This is a genomic window from Sphingobium sp. SA2, from assembly GCF_032227065.1.
In the GTDB taxonomy this organism is placed as follows: domain Bacteria; phylum Pseudomonadota; class Alphaproteobacteria; order Sphingomonadales; family Sphingomonadaceae; genus Sphingobium.
The window spans coordinates 1-15,438 of record NZ_JAPMXX010000004.1 but is presented as its reverse complement, the minus strand read 5'-3'; the positions used below and the strand labels follow the sequence as shown (position 1 = coordinate 15,438).

General features: G+C 62.0%; 12 protein-coding genes and 3 pseudogenes. 5 read left to right on the top strand and 10 right to left on the bottom strand.

Features of this window, described 5'->3' with window-relative positions; all coding sequences use genetic code 11:
- Positions 1-9 precede the first annotated feature (9 nt).
- A pseudogene (locus OVY48_RS07165) lies at positions 10-717 on the top strand (FTR1 family protein); the annotation flags it as partial.
- A gap of 68 nt (positions 718-785) precedes the next feature.
- Here the strand turns inward: OVY48_RS07165 and OVY48_RS07160 are convergent.
- Positions 786-1,652: a recombinase family protein gene (locus OVY48_RS07160; protein WP_086485392.1), complete on the bottom strand. Its 867-nt coding sequence runs from the start codon at positions 1,650-1,652 to the stop codon at positions 786-788.
- 142 nt (positions 1,653-1,794) lie between these two features.
- Complete coding sequence (locus OVY48_RS07155) at positions 1,795-4,704, bottom strand: Tn3 family transposase (protein WP_021224283.1); 2,910 nt, start codon at positions 4,702-4,704, stop codon at positions 1,795-1,797.
- A gap of 165 nt (positions 4,705-4,869) precedes the next feature.
- Between OVY48_RS07155 and OVY48_RS07150 the strand changes: the two genes are divergently transcribed.
- The gene (locus OVY48_RS07150; RefSeq protein ID WP_066769725.1) at positions 4,870-5,337 is read left to right on the top strand and encodes a YybH family protein; all 468 of its coding nucleotides are present in this window, start codon (positions 4,870-4,872) and stop codon (positions 5,335-5,337) included.
- A 304-nt stretch (positions 5,338-5,641) separates the two neighbouring features.
- Here the strand turns inward: OVY48_RS07150 and OVY48_RS07145 are convergent, their stop codons facing one another.
- The 3 genes and pseudogenes from OVY48_RS07145 to traA all read right to left on the bottom strand — a co-directional run bounded on the left by OVY48_RS07145 (position 5,642) and on the right by traA (position 10,386).
- Entirely contained in the window at positions 5,642-6,088 is a 447-nt protein-coding gene (locus OVY48_RS07145) for a flagellar hook-basal body complex protein FliE (protein WP_197421634.1), read from the bottom strand.
- A 469-nt stretch (positions 6,089-6,557) separates the two neighbouring features.
- The gene (locus OVY48_RS07140; RefSeq protein WP_066268885.1) at positions 6,558-7,268 is read right to left on the bottom strand and encodes a DUF6118 family protein; all 711 of its coding nucleotides are present in this window, start codon (positions 7,266-7,268) and stop codon (positions 6,558-6,560) included.
- A gap of 14 nt (positions 7,269-7,282) precedes the next feature.
- Positions 7,283-10,386, bottom strand: a pseudogene (traA, locus tag OVY48_RS07135) (Ti-type conjugative transfer relaxase TraA).
- Positions 10,387-10,559: 173 nt separating this feature from the next.
- On the opposite strand from traA, the gene OVY48_RS07130 reads away from it, so the two are divergent.
- The 3 genes from OVY48_RS07130 to OVY48_RS07120 all read left to right on the top strand — a co-directional run bounded on the left by OVY48_RS07130 (position 10,560) and on the right by OVY48_RS07120 (position 13,125).
- Complete coding sequence (locus tag OVY48_RS07130; RefSeq protein WP_313922312.1) at positions 10,560-10,865, top strand: conjugal transfer protein TraD; 306 nt, start codon at positions 10,560-10,562, stop codon at positions 10,863-10,865.
- A gap of 37 nt (positions 10,866-10,902) precedes the next feature.
- Complete coding sequence (locus tag OVY48_RS07125; protein ID WP_313922310.1) at positions 10,903-11,127, top strand: conjugal transfer protein TraD; 225 nt, start codon at positions 10,903-10,905, stop codon at positions 11,125-11,127.
- Positions 11,128-12,213: 1,086 nt separating this feature from the next.
- Entirely contained in the window at positions 12,214-13,125 is a 912-nt protein-coding gene (locus OVY48_RS07120) for a replication initiation protein (protein WP_313922308.1), read from the top strand.
- A gap of 56 nt (positions 13,126-13,181) precedes the next feature.
- On the opposite strand, the gene OVY48_RS07115 is transcribed toward OVY48_RS07120, so the two are convergent.
- The 5 genes and pseudogenes from OVY48_RS07115 to OVY48_RS07095 all read right to left on the bottom strand — a co-directional run.
- Positions 13,182-13,457 carry a hypothetical protein gene (locus OVY48_RS07115; protein ID WP_145076195.1) on the bottom strand — a complete coding sequence of 92 codons (276 nt, stop codon included), beginning with the start codon at positions 13,455-13,457 and terminating at the stop codon, positions 13,182-13,184.
- Between the two features lie 25 nt (positions 13,458-13,482).
- Positions 13,483-14,118, bottom strand: coding sequence for an AAA family ATPase (locus tag OVY48_RS07110; RefSeq protein ID WP_145076198.1), 636 nt, complete (start codon positions 14,116-14,118; stop codon positions 13,483-13,485).
- Positions 14,119-14,198: 80 nt separating this feature from the next.
- Positions 14,199-14,477, bottom strand: a pseudogene (locus OVY48_RS07105) (transcription elongation protein SprT); the annotation flags it as partial.
- 71 nt (positions 14,478-14,548) lie between these two features.
- Complete coding sequence (locus OVY48_RS07100; RefSeq protein WP_313922305.1) at positions 14,549-14,689, bottom strand: hypothetical protein; 141 nt, start codon at positions 14,687-14,689, stop codon at positions 14,549-14,551.
- 33 nt (positions 14,690-14,722) lie between these two features.
- The coding region (locus OVY48_RS07095; RefSeq protein WP_313922304.1) for an IS5 family transposase at positions 14,723-15,438 on the bottom strand (716 nt) is incomplete at its 5' end.

Sequence of the window (15,438 nt, the reverse complement as noted above, 5' to 3'; positions counted from 1 at the left end):
CACAGGGGCCGTGGAGAGGCGCTGCGCTATGTTCATGCCGGGTGGATCAGCGCGCTCGTCGCTGGCGGGATCACCTGGGCGGTCGCCACCTATGCCATCGGGGTCAGCGGCGCGAGCCGTGAGCTGACGGAAGGGTTTGGGTCGCTATTCGCCGCGGTCGTGCTGCTCTCGGTCGGAATATGGATGCATGGCAAGGCGCAAGCCGATCAGTGGCAACGCTATATCCGGGAGAAGATGTCGCGGGCGCTTACGGGTGGGTCGGGCTGGTTCCTGTTCGGGCTCGCGTTTATCGTGGTCTACCGGGAGGTTTTTGAGACGATCCTGTTCTATGCCGCGCTCTGGTCTCAGGGGAATGGCCCCGTGCTGCTGGCGGGTGCTGCGACCGCCGTTCTCCTGCTTTCGGTGATCGCCTGGGCCATGCTCCGCTACAGCCGTACGCTGCCGATTACGCAGTTCTTCCGCTACAGCTCATGGCTGATGGCCATCCTGACGGTCGTGCTCGCGGGCAAGGGGGTTTCCGCTCTCCAAGAGGCGGGCATCATCGCCATAGCGCCGCTTCGCGATGTGCCCAGGCTCTCAATGCTTGGCCTGTTCCCTACATGGCAATCCGTGCTGGCGCAGCTCCTGATGGCAGTGGCTATCGGAACCGGCTTCGCCTGGAACCGTCGCGGCCAGTTGGCAAGGCATCGGCTCACTGACATCGATGCAGGTCCATAATGGCCCAGTCGGCCCGAAGCTGCGATTTTGGCCAGGTTGAAGAACGAACACTGAACGCTTGATTGATTCTACCAGGACCGTTGCTGACCACCGACCTCGTAGATATCGGCTTCCATGGAGCAATTGTAGCTCTCTGCGATGTTGAACATCTCGGAGAGGAGGCTTTGGATTTCCTCATCAAGGGAAATGCCATCCGGATCGGGGTCATAGGCGACGGTCAGTTTGTAATCACAATTGCCGTTTTTTACCATGGCGTAGTCGCGTTCCAGCATCGCCTCAATCCGCTCCCGAGCGGGTTTTCTACCTCTTCCACGCTTGTTGAAGTTCTCGATAATCAGATGCAGGGCGATGCTGGCAGTGGGCGGCTTTTCCGGCAGTTTGGTCTGTGACGGAATAATGTCGAGCGCCCGATAGACGGTCATTCGTGAGACCTTCAGGTCGCGGGCAACGCGGGCCTTGCTGGCGCCGGCGGCAAGGCGACGGCGGATTTCATCGTCATCGACGTTCTTCTTCCGGCCTTTGTAAACGCCTTCGGCGCGCGCCGCTTCGATCCCGGCGCGCTGACGATCCTTGATGAACTTCAGCTCCATATCGGCGACCATGCCGAGTATGGTGATGACCATTCGCCCCGTGTCGCCCGCCGTCGTCACCTCTGGCTCAAGGATGCGCAGCGAAGCTCCCTTTTCATCAAGCTCATGCACCAGGTTCAGGACATCGCGCGTGGAGCGGCCGAGCCGGTCGAGCCGCAGCACGACCAGCTCGTCGCCGGTGTGCATAAACTGCATGATCGTTTCCAGTTCCGTGCGCCCGCTCCGCGAGGCCCCCGATCCGGTCTCGGAACGGATAATTTCGCAACCTGCATTCTTGAGGCGGCCAATCTGGATATCCAGATCCTGGTCCGTGGTGCTGACGCGGGCATATCCGATACGAGCCAAGTGCAAAATCCGTCACATTAGGGTGGCTCTTGCAGTGTATCGTCACATTGAGCGCAAACCCACCCTTTTGTGACAGACGAATGGTGTCACTCGGCCCTATCACTCTGGGGTGTACCCAAATGTTATAGGCCGATCAGCCGCCTCACGCTGCAAGCCGTCCAAAATCAATCCGGTCGTTCAGGTCGAGGTCGAAGCGGCCATAAGGGTTCACATGACTGTAGATCAACGGCGTGAGACCACGATAATCTTCCGGCGTCATCCGCCCCGCCCACTTCGGCTCAACCAGTACGGTCTGAAGCATGCGGGTGTTCACATACACCAGCGACGCTTGCAGGAGGTGTAGCGCCAGAACGGAGATTTCCTGCTCATGGATGCGGTTGGTGGCGATCTCGCCGCCCTTGCCGAAGAACACGAAACCATTAGCGCCGTTCCAGTTCTCAACCACATTCAGCCCTTCGTGGATCTCGCGGCGGAATGCCTCCTGACGCAAATACCGGCATAGGAAGATTGTTTTGACCGCGCGGCCGAGTTCACTCAGCGCCTTGTAGGTCGGGTGCATCACTTCGGCTCTGGCAAACCGGAGCAGGATCGCTTCCGGATCGGCGGTGCGCGATTGCATGGCAGCGGCATATTTGACCATTTCGTCATATTGTTGCTCGATCTCGTCCCAGTCGATCGGGCTGGAGAGGATCGGCAGTAAATTGGAAAGCCGCGTGCGCATGCCGGCTTGGGGAAGGGCCAGTTTCTGGCGTGCCACTGCTTTCAGCCGCGGGGCAAGCTCAAATCCAAGGAGTCGGCAGAACGCAAAGCCGACTGCGCTCTGGCCGTGGCTATCGACGTACTGGCGCTGGATTTCCATGTCGGTGCAATGGCGTAGCACGCCTTCGATCATGGAGGCGACCTCCGAGGAAGAGCACCGCTTGAGCTGGGAATAAACGCAGGTCGCGCGCTTCTCCACATGCCAGTAGATCATGACGCCACGGCCGCCATAGCGGGCGTGCCATTCCGTCATCAGGTTGCGGTCCCACGCGCCGAACTTCGTTGAATCGGACGCGCATGCCGTGCCCGCATCTCCCCATACTGCGGCATTGCGGATTGCCAGTGTCGCGTTTGCTACCCGCGCGCACGCCTCCCTCAGCGCTGGCGCGTGGATGAAACGGCGATGGACATGCAGCAATTCCTCGTAACTGACATCGGGTGTTGCGCCAGCGACCCGCTTGAGCCCGGCGTTCGTGCCCAAGCCATAGAGACACAGCAAAAGACGCTGAGCCAAGGCTGCTTTCGACAGGGTAACCCGCGAGGCCGACGTTTCGAAAGCATCCATCAATCCCGTGTCCAGAGCAGCCTCTTTCAACACGTCCAGCAGTCCGGTCATCGGCCAGCGCTGACCGATCTCGCTTTTGATCGAAGCGAGACCCTTCGGTTCGGGCAAGGGCTTGAACGGTGTAATCGATATCCGGTTGTCGCCGCGCCACAGGAGCCGGACCTTGTCGTTTTGTGGAATATTGGCATTGAGGAGCAACAGTTCCCGTTCAAGCTCCTCCCGGATCGAGGCGCAAAACGCCTGCGCATCTGGCGTCAGGCTGAGGCCGGAATAGTACGCATCTCGCCTGATCTCGAAGTCCTTGGGAAGATCGTCATCGGGATTGCGATAGCGATCCGCCCCGACCACCCAGATTTCTTTGGAGCGGATGCGGTCGCGCAGTTGCGTCAGGACGCAAAGCTCATAGCTGATCCGGTTTACCCGCCCATCGTCATCAATGACGGAACTGCGCCATCGCGCTGGAATCACCTCATCGATCGGAACATCCTGCAATGGCACGAAGCGGCATCCGCCATCCACCTTGCTCCTGATCCAGTCGAGGGCCGCCAGGACCGGCCGCCACACCGCGTTGTTCGACCGGAACTCAAGTACGGAAAGCAGGCTTGGCAGCATGCGCCGGTAATGATTGGCCCAGGAACCACGCATCACCTTGTAGATGCGCCGGTCCAGAGCGCCCTTCGCATGGCTCTCCTTGACGATCGCCGCCAGCTTGGCCTTACCGGCGATCGGGAAAATGACATCGCAGATGCGCCCCGATGGTTCATTGATCGAGGCGCTGGCGATCTCGACCAGCAGGCGCTCCTTTCCATAGACCCGCTCGATGTCTTTCGCGATATCGCCCACCACCTTGCGTTTCGAGCGCGTTCCGATCTTGTGAACGGTTTCGATCAGCAGGTCGATCATCGCGTCAGTGAGTTGCGCCTCCCGCGACATTAGATAAATCGCATAAAGGCCGAGCTGTCGCGCCGGCGCATGCCGGCGCATCTCCGAGGCCTTTTCACCGGCAACGCGGCGAACAATCTGATCGACCCATGGCTTGCCCGTAGCCGTCAGGAGATCATGGGGAAGATCAAGTCTCTGGATAAAGGCGAGTTTCTCGGTCACGTCGAGAATGTTGTCGAGCGTTGCCTGTCCGGCGTCACCCTTCATCCTGTTGAATCCGGTCGAGCTGTCCGGATCGGCAAGCGAGGCTTCCAATAACGCCACCGCATCTGACGAAAGCCGATCACTGGCTCCGATCAGCCAGGTGTCCAGATAATCTTGCCGTTGTGAGCGAACGACACGTTCAAGCTCCTTGCGCGACGGCCCATAAATACGCCGGTCCCGGCACCACAGGAAAACATGCTCAAGCATGGCATTGATCGACTGGCCGCCCGGGCACAGCTCGCCAGCAATCCATTCCGTCAATTGCGCGCGATCCACCCGCTTCATGCGGTGATATCCAAGATGGATCAGGATCTCCGCACAATGCCGTCGTGCTGTCCGACTGGAAAAGTCATAACCGGCTATCTCGCCAGCCTCGACACCGAGTTGCTCGGCCAGATACGAGAGGCCATCGGTAGGGATTGAGCCGGGATCGATCGCGAAAAACCCCAGGGAAGCGAAGAATTTCAGCTGCGCGGCGAGGCCAAGGCGCGTCAGGGCCGGCTTCGAATTTACAAAATCAATATCGGCAAAGCTCAGGCTCCATCGTCCGATCAAATCCCCGCCCGGAATACTCCGATCCATCAACCCACTCCCTATGATGGAGCGAACTGTCCTCTTCTATGATTTCCATCGTCAATACCGAATGCCACGTTCCCAAAACGTTCTCCGACTTGGCCAAAATCGCAGCTTGGGGCCGACTGGGCCTACATGGCGGCCTCAACCATCTGGCGTTCTCAAGGGGAAAACATGATTTTGGCATTGAGGGTGGCAGTAGCCACATCGCTGGCGACGCCGATCGCAGTCACCGCGCAGCCTGCGCGCGTCGCGGATACAAGGGCCGTGGAGACGGTGCTGTCGCAGTACAAGGCCGCGATCGAGAAGCTCGATGCGAAGGGGACAGAGCGATTCTTCGCGGCCGACTCGCAGATATTCGAAACGGGTGGCTCCGAGGGAACCTACACTACATACCTCGCCCATCATCTTGGGCCAGAGCTGGCGGCGTTCAAGTCGTTCACATTTTCCGACTACAAGGTCAGCGTTCGCTTTGAGGGACCGGTTGCACTCGCTACCGAGACCTACCGCTATCGAATCGAACCCAAGAACGGAGCCGTAGCCGAGCGTATTGGCGTCGCGACCAGCGTCTTAACGCGCGAGGGAAATAGCTGGAAAATCGTCAGCATGCACAATAGCGGTCGCAAGCCGAAAGGCTCCTGATCGGTCTATGGCCGCTACTGCTTCTTCGCTGGATTCGACGTAGCCGACTGCGGTGTCGCGCTGGTCGAATTCGTCGGGTGATCGTGCTCCGCTATGCCGGCATAATGGTTCATCTGATCCTCGGAGATGTCCGACGTTTTCTCGCTGCTGCCACAAGCCGTTACGGCTAGGGGTAACAGAAACATGGCCGCGATAATCGCCCTCGATCTTCTCATAACATACCCTTCGATGCCGAACTGAACCCATCATAGCTGATACGGTGCTTATTTGACTTGCTCACAATGATACGGTGGACAAGATTGCGCTAGACCGGCATGCTCATGATGTCCTTATACGCGGAAAGCAACTTATTGCGAACTTGCAGCGTCGCCTCGAACGCGATCGACGACTCCTGCCGCGCGAGCATGACCTTTGCAATATCGACCTCTTCGCCGCGCTCATAGGCGACTGTCAACTGGCCGGCGCGAGCGTTGATTTCATTAATCTTTTGAATCTGTGTTTGCAGTGTAGAGGTAAAGCCGCCTGGTTCCGTACGTTCAGTCCCCAAAATCCTTTGGTTTGAGCCAGGCCCTGCAAGCGAGTCTGCACCGTCCGCCTTTCCAAGCACGGTATCCATCGCTGCTTCGAATTTTGCTCCCGCACCCCCGGGGCTACCAACAGAACCCGCGCTGCTTGCTACATTTCGAAGCGCCGCATTCCTGTCGAGGATGGCGCTTCGCACGGCCATGACGTCGTTGAAGATGCTGCTCATGTTCACCCCGGTGCGACCTCTAGCATAGCTGTATAATCGCATCGCATGCGTTAGAGGATGGTTAACGACGCTTAGAAATGATTGCTTCATCGTAAAGCCGTGCGCCGATCCTTATAGGATTCGTCCAAGCCTGCCAGACGATGCGCGACCAGAGGTCTAATCATTGGCAGTTGACGAGATGGGACTCACTACATACGGGGCATTTTAATTGTGCAGCGCGCCTTCTCTCGCTAAATCAAAGGACAATCGCGCACGACACCCTTGCCGCTCGCGCTGGCAGCTTGGGTATGGGGGCTCACCTTTGCCACGCTGATGCCCCTACGCTGGCGCCTGACGGCGCTTTTTCCCTCGTCGGCCCGGCTGCCGGGAGTGCACCTATGAGCGGCATCGAAGTGCCTGCGCTGCGGGGTCGGCCCTGTACCGTGACATTACCGCCCCGCGCAACCCCGATCATGCTCGGGATCCACCCTTATTCTGTCGCCGGCTTGACCTCGATCGTGCAGCGCACCGGCTTCTTTGCCTTCGTCGCCGACTTGCGGCACGTCTCGATCGTCTCGCGATTGTCGCGCAACAGCTTGTCGGTCGCGACGATCGCCTCCCAGCGCTCCGGCGCAGCGGCCCGCATCAACCGCTGCCCCCCCTCCCATTGCGTCGGCGCGTCCAAAACGCGCGTCGCCACGCCTTCAGGCCATAGCCAGCTATCGGGCGTCAGACGCGCGATCGGCCCCGCCAACGCGGCATAGAACAACAGCCCCAGCACCAGGCCGCCACCGCCGAACAGATATAGCCAGCGATTCTGCTCGTCGCCGCGCCGCGCGGAAGCAAGCCGGCTCCCGATCTCACGCGCGGCCTGGTCCAGCGCCGTGCGCGCCTCGGTGATAAGACGCTGGTCCTCGCGGCGCGCGCCGATCGCCGCCGTCGCGATCTCGCCCGCCATATGCGCCGGGTCCATCGACAGGGCAGGGCTTTTCCGCATCGCGGCGATCTGCTGGGCCAGAACCCCCAGCACCTTTTCGGTACGCTCAAGCGTCGGCTGATAATCGGGAATGTCGATGGACTCGCGCGCGGCGGTCAGCCCTTCGACCGCATGACGCAGCAACGACACCTCGCCGCGCAACCGCTCGAACGCGGCCACTGGATCGTCGCCGGCATGGGGTTCGCGATACTCGTCCTCGTCCATGTTTGTTTCTCTCCCTACCGGCTAAGTCCACGGTCGCGGCCGATTCCCAGCTCATGCGTCAACTGGCGGCCCAGCTCGCCGCCGCCCATCTGCGGGCTGCGCTCCATGCCGATCTCAAGCCCCAGCTCGCGGGTGCGATTACGCAGGATCGATTCCACCTGTGGATCGCGCTCAAGGCTTTTCGCCATGCCCGCCATTTCCTTGCCCGCCTTCTCGCGGCCCGTCATGTCGCCGGCGCGATAGAGGCGGTCTCGGTCCTGGGAGAGCTGTTGCCAGCGTTCCACAAACCGATCGGCGCGCAAGTTCGGATCGGTGCGCACGCGAGCTTCCTGCGCCATCGCTTCGATCATCGGGCCGCTGCGTCCCGCCGCCGCGTCGCGCAGCAAGGCCGGATCGCGCTGCATCGCCGATGCGAGGTCGCGCGAAGCTCCTGGCCTGATCTGGTCAAGCGCCTCGGTCGCGCGCTCGAGCGCGACTTTCTGATGTTCCAACACCGGCCCGCCCGATGCGCGGGCCTGCAACATCGCCTCGGCCGAACGCGAGGTCCGCTCGACCGCGCGCGCGAATGTCCGATCCTGGCCGCGATCCGGCAACGCCGGCGTGCGCTCCGCGCCCTTCGCCGGCTCGGCCGACAGCTTCAACCCGTCGAACATGCCGCGCTTGGGCCTCTCGCCCTGGCCGCGATTGGTCGCCGGCGCTGGCCGCTCGGGTGCGGGCCGGAAATTGTCGAACATACCCCGCCGCGGCCGCCCCTCGCCCGCGGCCTTCGCCTCGCCAGCGCCGCGGTCGTCGCCCATCTGGCGTGAAGTTCCCGCGCTCGGCGCGAGGATCTCCACGCCCTTCCGCTCGGGCGCATCCGCAACGCGGATCTCACCCGACAGCCCGCGCCGATCGGCGAACGATTGCGCCTCGGCGTCGCGGTCGCGGAACATCGGATAGTCGGACGCCATATCCTTCGCCCGCTCGCGGCCCAGCGTGCGGACAAGCTTGCCGGTGTCGGCGAAGTCGTCGCGGCCATAATGGAGCTGCACGCCCTCGCGATGCCGCGACAGCGCCACATAGGCCGAATGGCGGTCCATCCCCGGCGTCGCCAGCACATGCGCCTGATCGACAGTCACCCCCTGCGATTTGTGGATGGTGGCAGCATAGCCATGATCGACATGGGCATAGTCCTTGAGGTCGAACGCCACCGATCGGCCATCGTCGAGCCGCACCGCCATGCTGTCGGGCGACACCCGCTCGACCTTGCCCAGCAAACCGTTCTTCACGCCAAGCCCGCGCTCGTTCTTGAGGAACATGATGCGGTCGCCGCTGGCGAACTCCCGCGCGCCGCGCTCGGCCGACACGCGCACGTCGTCGCCCAATTCGCCCGACGCGCGCAGCCGATCGCGCGCGGCCAGGTTCAGGTCACGCACCTCCGCATTGGTATGGGTGAGGATGATCCGGGTCTTGTCCGGATCGGCGCTGCGCTGCGCGTCCCATCGGTCGACCAGCTCGGCCCGGGCCTGCTCGCGCGTGTCCGCCGCCTGCACCATGCCATGCGCCTCATAGGCATGGACGGCCTTGCCGGTCCTGCCCGTCGCCAGCGCCCGCGTGGCGTCTTTCTGCCAGTCCTCATGCTGCCGGCGAACCTCGCTGATCTCGGCCGCCCCATGCCGCTCGGCCAGCGCGCGAAACGCCGCGCCCGCCTCGATCGCCTGCAACTGCTCAGGATCGCCGACCAGCACCACCTTCGCGCCCGCCCGCTCGGCCGCCGACAGCACCCGCTCCATCTGGCGCGTGCCGATCATGCCGGCCTCGTCGATCACCAGCACGTCGCGCGGACCTAGCAGCTCCCGGCCCTGGTCCCACTGATATTCGAGACTGGCGATCGTGCGCGAGGCGATGCCCGATCCGCCTTCCAGGCTCTCCGCCGCGATCCCCGACAGCGCCGCGCCGCGCACCTGGTAGCCAGCGCGCTCCCATTCGTCGCGCGCGACCCCCAGCATGGCGGATTTGCCGGTGCCGGCGTAGCCGACCACGATGGCAATATCCTTCTCGCCGGTTATATGCGCCAGCGCAGCTTGCTGCTCTCCCCCGAGCACCAGGCCCTCACTCCCGGCGGCGTCCAGCCCCCTTTGCAGCGACGCTGCCGGGAGACCATGCCTCGCCTTGTCGGCAAGACGATCGGCGGCGTGTTCCAACCGCTGCTCGGTGTCGATCATATCGCGGGAGGTAAAGCGGTCCTCGCCGCGCCCGTCCTTGCCCAGCCCCACCAGCTCGGGCGAGGTCCGCACCGCGCTCATCACCTGGTCGAACTGATCCTTGCCGTCGCTGTGCCGGAACGCGAACTGCGCCAGGTCGCGCCGCGTGAACGTCGCCTGCTGCCGGGTGATCGCGTCCAGCGCGATCTCGGGCCGCGCAATGATCTTCTCGCCATTCTCGCGCGCGATCCGGGCATGGTCCTCGGCCCGCTCGGCCTCAAGCCCTTGTTCGGGCATCCGCGACGCAGCCGGTCCGATCTTGTGTTGCGGCTCAAGGTCAATGCCCTGCGCCTCCAACGTGCGATGATCTATGCGGGCATCAATATCCAGCTGGGCCAACCGCTCGTTGACATGATCGGCCCACGCCTCGCGCCACTCCTTCAGGAGCGCATTGCTGTTCCACTCGCGCACCTTCTGCCCGAAGCCCTCGGGGCCAACCTCGCGCATCGACAGCATGACATGCGCGTGCGGCTTGGGCTCGCCGTCCTTGCCCTGTCCCAATGCACATTGAGGTCCGCGACCATGCCCCGATCGACAAACTGCTTTTCGACGAAATCGCGGGCGAGGCTCACGCCCTGAGCCGTGTTCATCTCGCGCGGGATCGCGAACTCGACTTCGCGCGCCAACTGCGCGTCCTTGCGCTTCTCGCCGGCCTCGACTTCATTCCACAGGCAAGCGCGGTCGTTTAAACGCTCCGGTGCGCCTTCGGGCAGTATGATTTCCGAATGGACGACGCCTGCCTTATTCGAGAAATCATGGTCGCGCCCGAGTCGATCATCGTGCAGCCGTTCCGCTGCACGATAGGCCGCGCTTGCAACCGCGCTCGATCCGTTGGCGCGACTCACAACCTTGGCCGAGAAATGGTAGATCGCCATGACACCCTGCTTATTGCACTTCTGAGCGCACGTCGGCAACGACGTATAAGCGCGCACTCATACTCTCTGCCGTTCGCATGATTGACTCCGCCGCATTTTTGCCGGTTCCGGTTTCCTCGCGCGCGCGCTGTGCTACTATCGGGGCCAACATGATCGGCTTTTCAGGAGAGGCTATGCGTAAGGTTCGGGACTATGACGCGGAACTGAAAGCCCTGAACGACAAGGCCAAGGCGCTCAAGGCGCGCAAGGTCCAGCAGCTCGGCGAACTCGTCACCTCCACCGGGGCCGACGCGCTCGATCTCGATGTGCTGGCGGGCACGCTGCTCGCCGCCGTCGCATCCGCCAGCGCGGAAGAAAGGGAGGCATGGCGCTCGAAAGGCGCGGCCTTCTTTCAACGCAAGGGCCGCAAAGCTACGCTCCGCCCTCGCTATGACGGCAAAGACGGAAACGAAACTGGCGCAGGCGAGGCACCGCGTTGAAGCCGCTGCGCGTCGCACCGATACGAGGGATTGGGTCGTGGCCCGACGGACACGCACCCGCCACCTGATCGAGCTGGGCGGCCTCGTCCAGAAAGCCGGCCTGGTCGATCTCGCCGACGACGATCGCGCCACCCTTTACGGCGCGATGCTAGAACTGGCGGCGAAAGCGCGCGATGAAAATGCCGGCGATGTGCTGGCGCTCTGGAAGTGGCGCGGTAAACGCGCGTTCGATGCAGAAGCGGAAGGCGCGGGCAATGGTTGACTGGCCCGATTTCCATATCATTACCGGCGGGCCTGGCTCCGGCAAAAGCACTCTCAGCTCGGCCGTCTCGTCGCATTGCGCCAACAACTCGTCCAGCGTGTAGCGCGGGCGCGGATTCGGCTCGACCACCAGACGGCCGCCATCGACCGCTACGCCGACCGTCGCGCCGGCCCGCAAATGCAGCATGTCGAGGATCGCGGGCGGGACCGCCAGCATGACGGAGCCGAGAGGAAGGAACAGCGCGGGAAATCGGCCTTTGGCGTGCGAAAGGTGAGTTTTGGGGTAGATCCTCACCGTGTTGGCAATCGACGCCAGCCCCGGCCGATTGAGTGGGTGGACGAAACCACGACGATCTAGGTTCCAAAAAATGGCTACCTGAGAAGCCCGTAGAGCGCCGTGGACGTTCGACCTCTCCCATCCTGCCTGACGCCTGAAAAGGGGCTGGGCGGGCCGGAAATCGCGCTTGCGGGGACGTTTCCGCCTTCCCTGCCCTCTCGACTGGATCGCTGCGCTATCCGCATGGCTTTTCTGGAAAGCCAATTGGACGGTTGGGCTTGGTGGTGGGTTGGATGGTTGGGTGAAATGGTGGAGCTGGGTGCCAATTGAACAAAAGCGTGCTGGCGTAGCCGGCTCATCTCATGGGGATGCCGGGTGGGAGGATGGCTTTAGCCATCCGGGGCGCCCGTAGGGCGCGAGCCGGCGGGGCGAAGCCCCAAGAGGCGGTGCTTTTCTTTTTCTTCGGGCCTGACGGTTCGGCAGGCACAGAGTTATCCACAGGCAGGGCTACCCCAAAACTCACCGTTCGCGTTCTGATTCAAAGATTCTTCTTAGATTCAAGATTCAGGGTGGCTCAAACCCGCAGAAAACCGAGAAAAATTGCCTCGAAAAGTGAGTGTTGGGGTCGAGTCGCGTGAGTTTTGGGGTGGCCTTCGGTGAGTGTTAGGGTCGGTAAAAGTGAGTGTTGGGGTCGAGTCCGGTGAGCTTTGGGGTAGCAGCCAAATCAACGGTGAGTTTTGGGGTATATCCCGATCCCGATCGGCGAGCTTTAGGAATTGCCTAGCTCACCGTTGCTGCTAAAGTGAGGGCATGAATCGTGCAAGCTCACCTGTAAACAACGGAAAGGCAAAGGTTGCCCTGGGCGACAATACCGCCCTCACCCTCGCGCAAAAGGGGCGCGGAAACCCGTTCGATCCCGCCAATTACGGGGAAATCGTAAAACCCGGCGAGCTGGTCGATATTGTCGAGCTGTCCCCCCTCACCCTCGCCGATCGCCGAATCTACAATCTGCTGATCGCGAATGCCTGGGAGCGGATCGGCGAGCCGGTCATTCACCGGATCGCCAAAACCGCGCTCAAGGGCACGCACCAGGGCAATGAGCGCATAGAAAGCTCGCTGCTGCGCCTGATGGGCACCATCGCGATCGTCACCATCCGCAAGGGTGGCAAGAGCTACAAGCGCCGCGTCCAGCTTCTTGGCCCCAGCGACGAAAGCCTCGAAAAAGACGGCTTCCTGCATTACCGCATCCCCGAAGAACTGATTGAGATTTTGCGTAACAGCGAAGTCTATGCGCGGCTCAAGACGCAAGTGATGTATTGTTTCGAATCGAAATATTCGCTGTGCCTCTATGAAATGATCGAACGCCGGATCGGCCTCGAATATAAGCAAAGCGAAGAGTTCACGATTGCGGAGCTGCGCGGCTTGCTCAACGTGCCGGAAGGTAAGTTGAAACGCTTCGCAGATTTCAACAAATACTGCCTCAAGATCGCCCAGGATGAAATCAACAAGCTCTGCCCTTTCTGGATCGAGTTCACGCCGATCAAGAAGGGCCGCAAGGTCGAGCGGGTTTCTATGATGTGGCTCCCGAAAACCATGAGCGGCCGTCGCGACGCGCAAAACCTGATCGACCAACATAGCATCGTCCGCCGCGCGAAGCTGCGCGGGGACATACCGGAAATGCCGGTGCTGGTGGATTTCACCCTGCCCGCCGCCCAACGGTGAGGCCATACCCCAAAACTCACCGTTCGCGCGCTAGGGTCGCCTAGCCCTAGCCGGCCCTACCCCTCGCCAGCATCGAGCGCGCGGCTCACCGTGAACTGAATCCACGCGCTGCGACTGATCCCGCGCCGCTTGGCGGCCGCATCGACCTTCGCCAGCAACGCACGATCGAAACGGAGCATGACAGGCGACTTACGCGGCTCGGCCCCCTGCCCCGCCTCGTCGGCCGCGATCGGCGCGGCCTCCGGCTTTGCCGCGCCGGCAATGAAGGCATCGGCCGCCGCCTCATCCATCGGCGGCTTGGGCTTGCTGTTCGGTTTACGAGCGATAGCCATCGCAATTCACTCCGCTATCATTATGCTATACAAATACCGCGCTGACCAATGCGGACAGTTCGTCGATTGCCTTGGCGTCACGCGGGGATTGCTCCACTACCGCCCTGCCTTCGGCCGCCGCGTTCGGGAACGCCTTGCGCCGCACGATCGACGTGGGCAGCACCTCGATCCCCTCGATATCGCCGATCATGTCCAAGGCGGCCTCATTGTCGGCCCCCTGCGCGTCCGCGCCGTTCAGCACGGCGACGGCGCGCAAGCTCTCGTTGATCTCGCGCGCCTCGGCCACCAGCGCCGCCACCTGGTCGAGCGCCCACACGTCGAAGCTGCGCGGCTGCACCGGCACCAGCAGCGTGTCGGCGACGGTGAGCGCGGCGCGCAGCGAGCCGTTGTCGCGCCCGCCTACGTCAATGATGATATCGTCATATTTGGCCGCAAGCTGGCGGACCTGGCTGCGAAGCGCCGCGCCGGTGAGTGCAACGGCGGTATAGCCGGCCTCGCCAAGCCGATCGGCGCGCAGCTCGGTGAAGGTGAGGGCGGTCCCCTGCTCGTCGCCGTCCACCAGCAAGAGGTCGCGGCCCGCAAGCGCGCGCGCCACCGCGAGGTTGACGGCGAGCGTCGTCTTGCCGACGCCGCCCTTGGTGTTTCCGACTGCCAATATCATTCTGCTCTCGCTCCGCTGGCAATATGGTTGCGCTATAGCATCGTTTGTAATGCCAAGCGATATACATTTGATCGTGGCGCTTATCCGCCTTCTTCGCCCTCATCCTCGCTGTCGTCGTCGTCCAGCGGCTCATGGCTCATCTGGCCGTGATCCTCGATCGGGCAAATCGGCGCGCCGGCCTGCTCAAGCCATTTGCGCGCGGTCCTGATGGTATAACCGCACGTCGTCCGGGCTTTCTGCTTCTTGGGCGCGGTCGACTCTCCGTCCGTGTCGAGACGGGCATGGGGGAGGGAGCCAACGGCCTCCAAGACCGGCGCGATGGCGGCAAGGAACGCCTCGCCGGGGTTGGTGGCCCGCATGGCCCGACCAGCCCAGACTATCTCAAGCGCCGGGGCTGGAACGAAAAGGCGCCGAATCAGGCCTATACTGGTCACACCGCCGAAAATGGGAAGATATCGACGAAATGGGGGGATGCATCTTGCCCCTCGATCAGGCCCTCGACTACATCGCCAGCAACAGCATCTTCTGGATCTGGACCTGACGAAAAACGTACAAAGTCGAGCTTAGTCACTTAGAGCCTGATTCATAATTATCCGATGAAATTTCATAGCCTTGCGATGCGGCGCGCGAATAGCTGTATGGAGGCTATGAACAGCCACGCATTTGCCGATGCGATGGTCCGTTCAAAGTCCTTTGCGAGCCGACGGTTGCGGTTCAGCCAAGCCAGTGTTCGCTCGACGACCCAGCGGCGCGGAAGAACCACAAAGCCTTTTGCACCATCGGATCGCTTGACGATCTCGACAGTCCATTTGCCGATACGCCGGAGCGCTTGCCTGAGCTTGTCGCCAGCGTAGCCGCCATCGGCAAAGACATGGCGCAGCCATGGAAAGCGGTGGATGATTTCACGCAGGACCAGCGGCGCGCCGTCGCGGTCCTGAATGTCGGCGGTATGGATCACCGCATGAACCAAATGACCCTCGGTGTCGGTGAGGATGTGGCGCTTGCGCCCCTTGATTTTCTTGCCTGCGTCAAAGCCGCGCGGGCCGCCACTTTCCGTTGTTTTCACGCTCTGACTATCGATCACGCCAGCACTGGGCGAAGCCTCTCGGCCCGTCGCTTCACGCGCCATCAATAGCAGGGTATGATTGAGCGAGAGCCACAGTTTGTTATCGCGCCACAGGTAAAACCAGCGCCGAACCGTCGAGACCGGCGGAAAGCAGGGTGGCAGCATTCGCCACGGCAGCCCCCCACGCAGCAGATATAGGATCGCCTCAACGATCCGTCGCAGCGGCCATTTGCGCGGACGGCCTACGTGGGAGG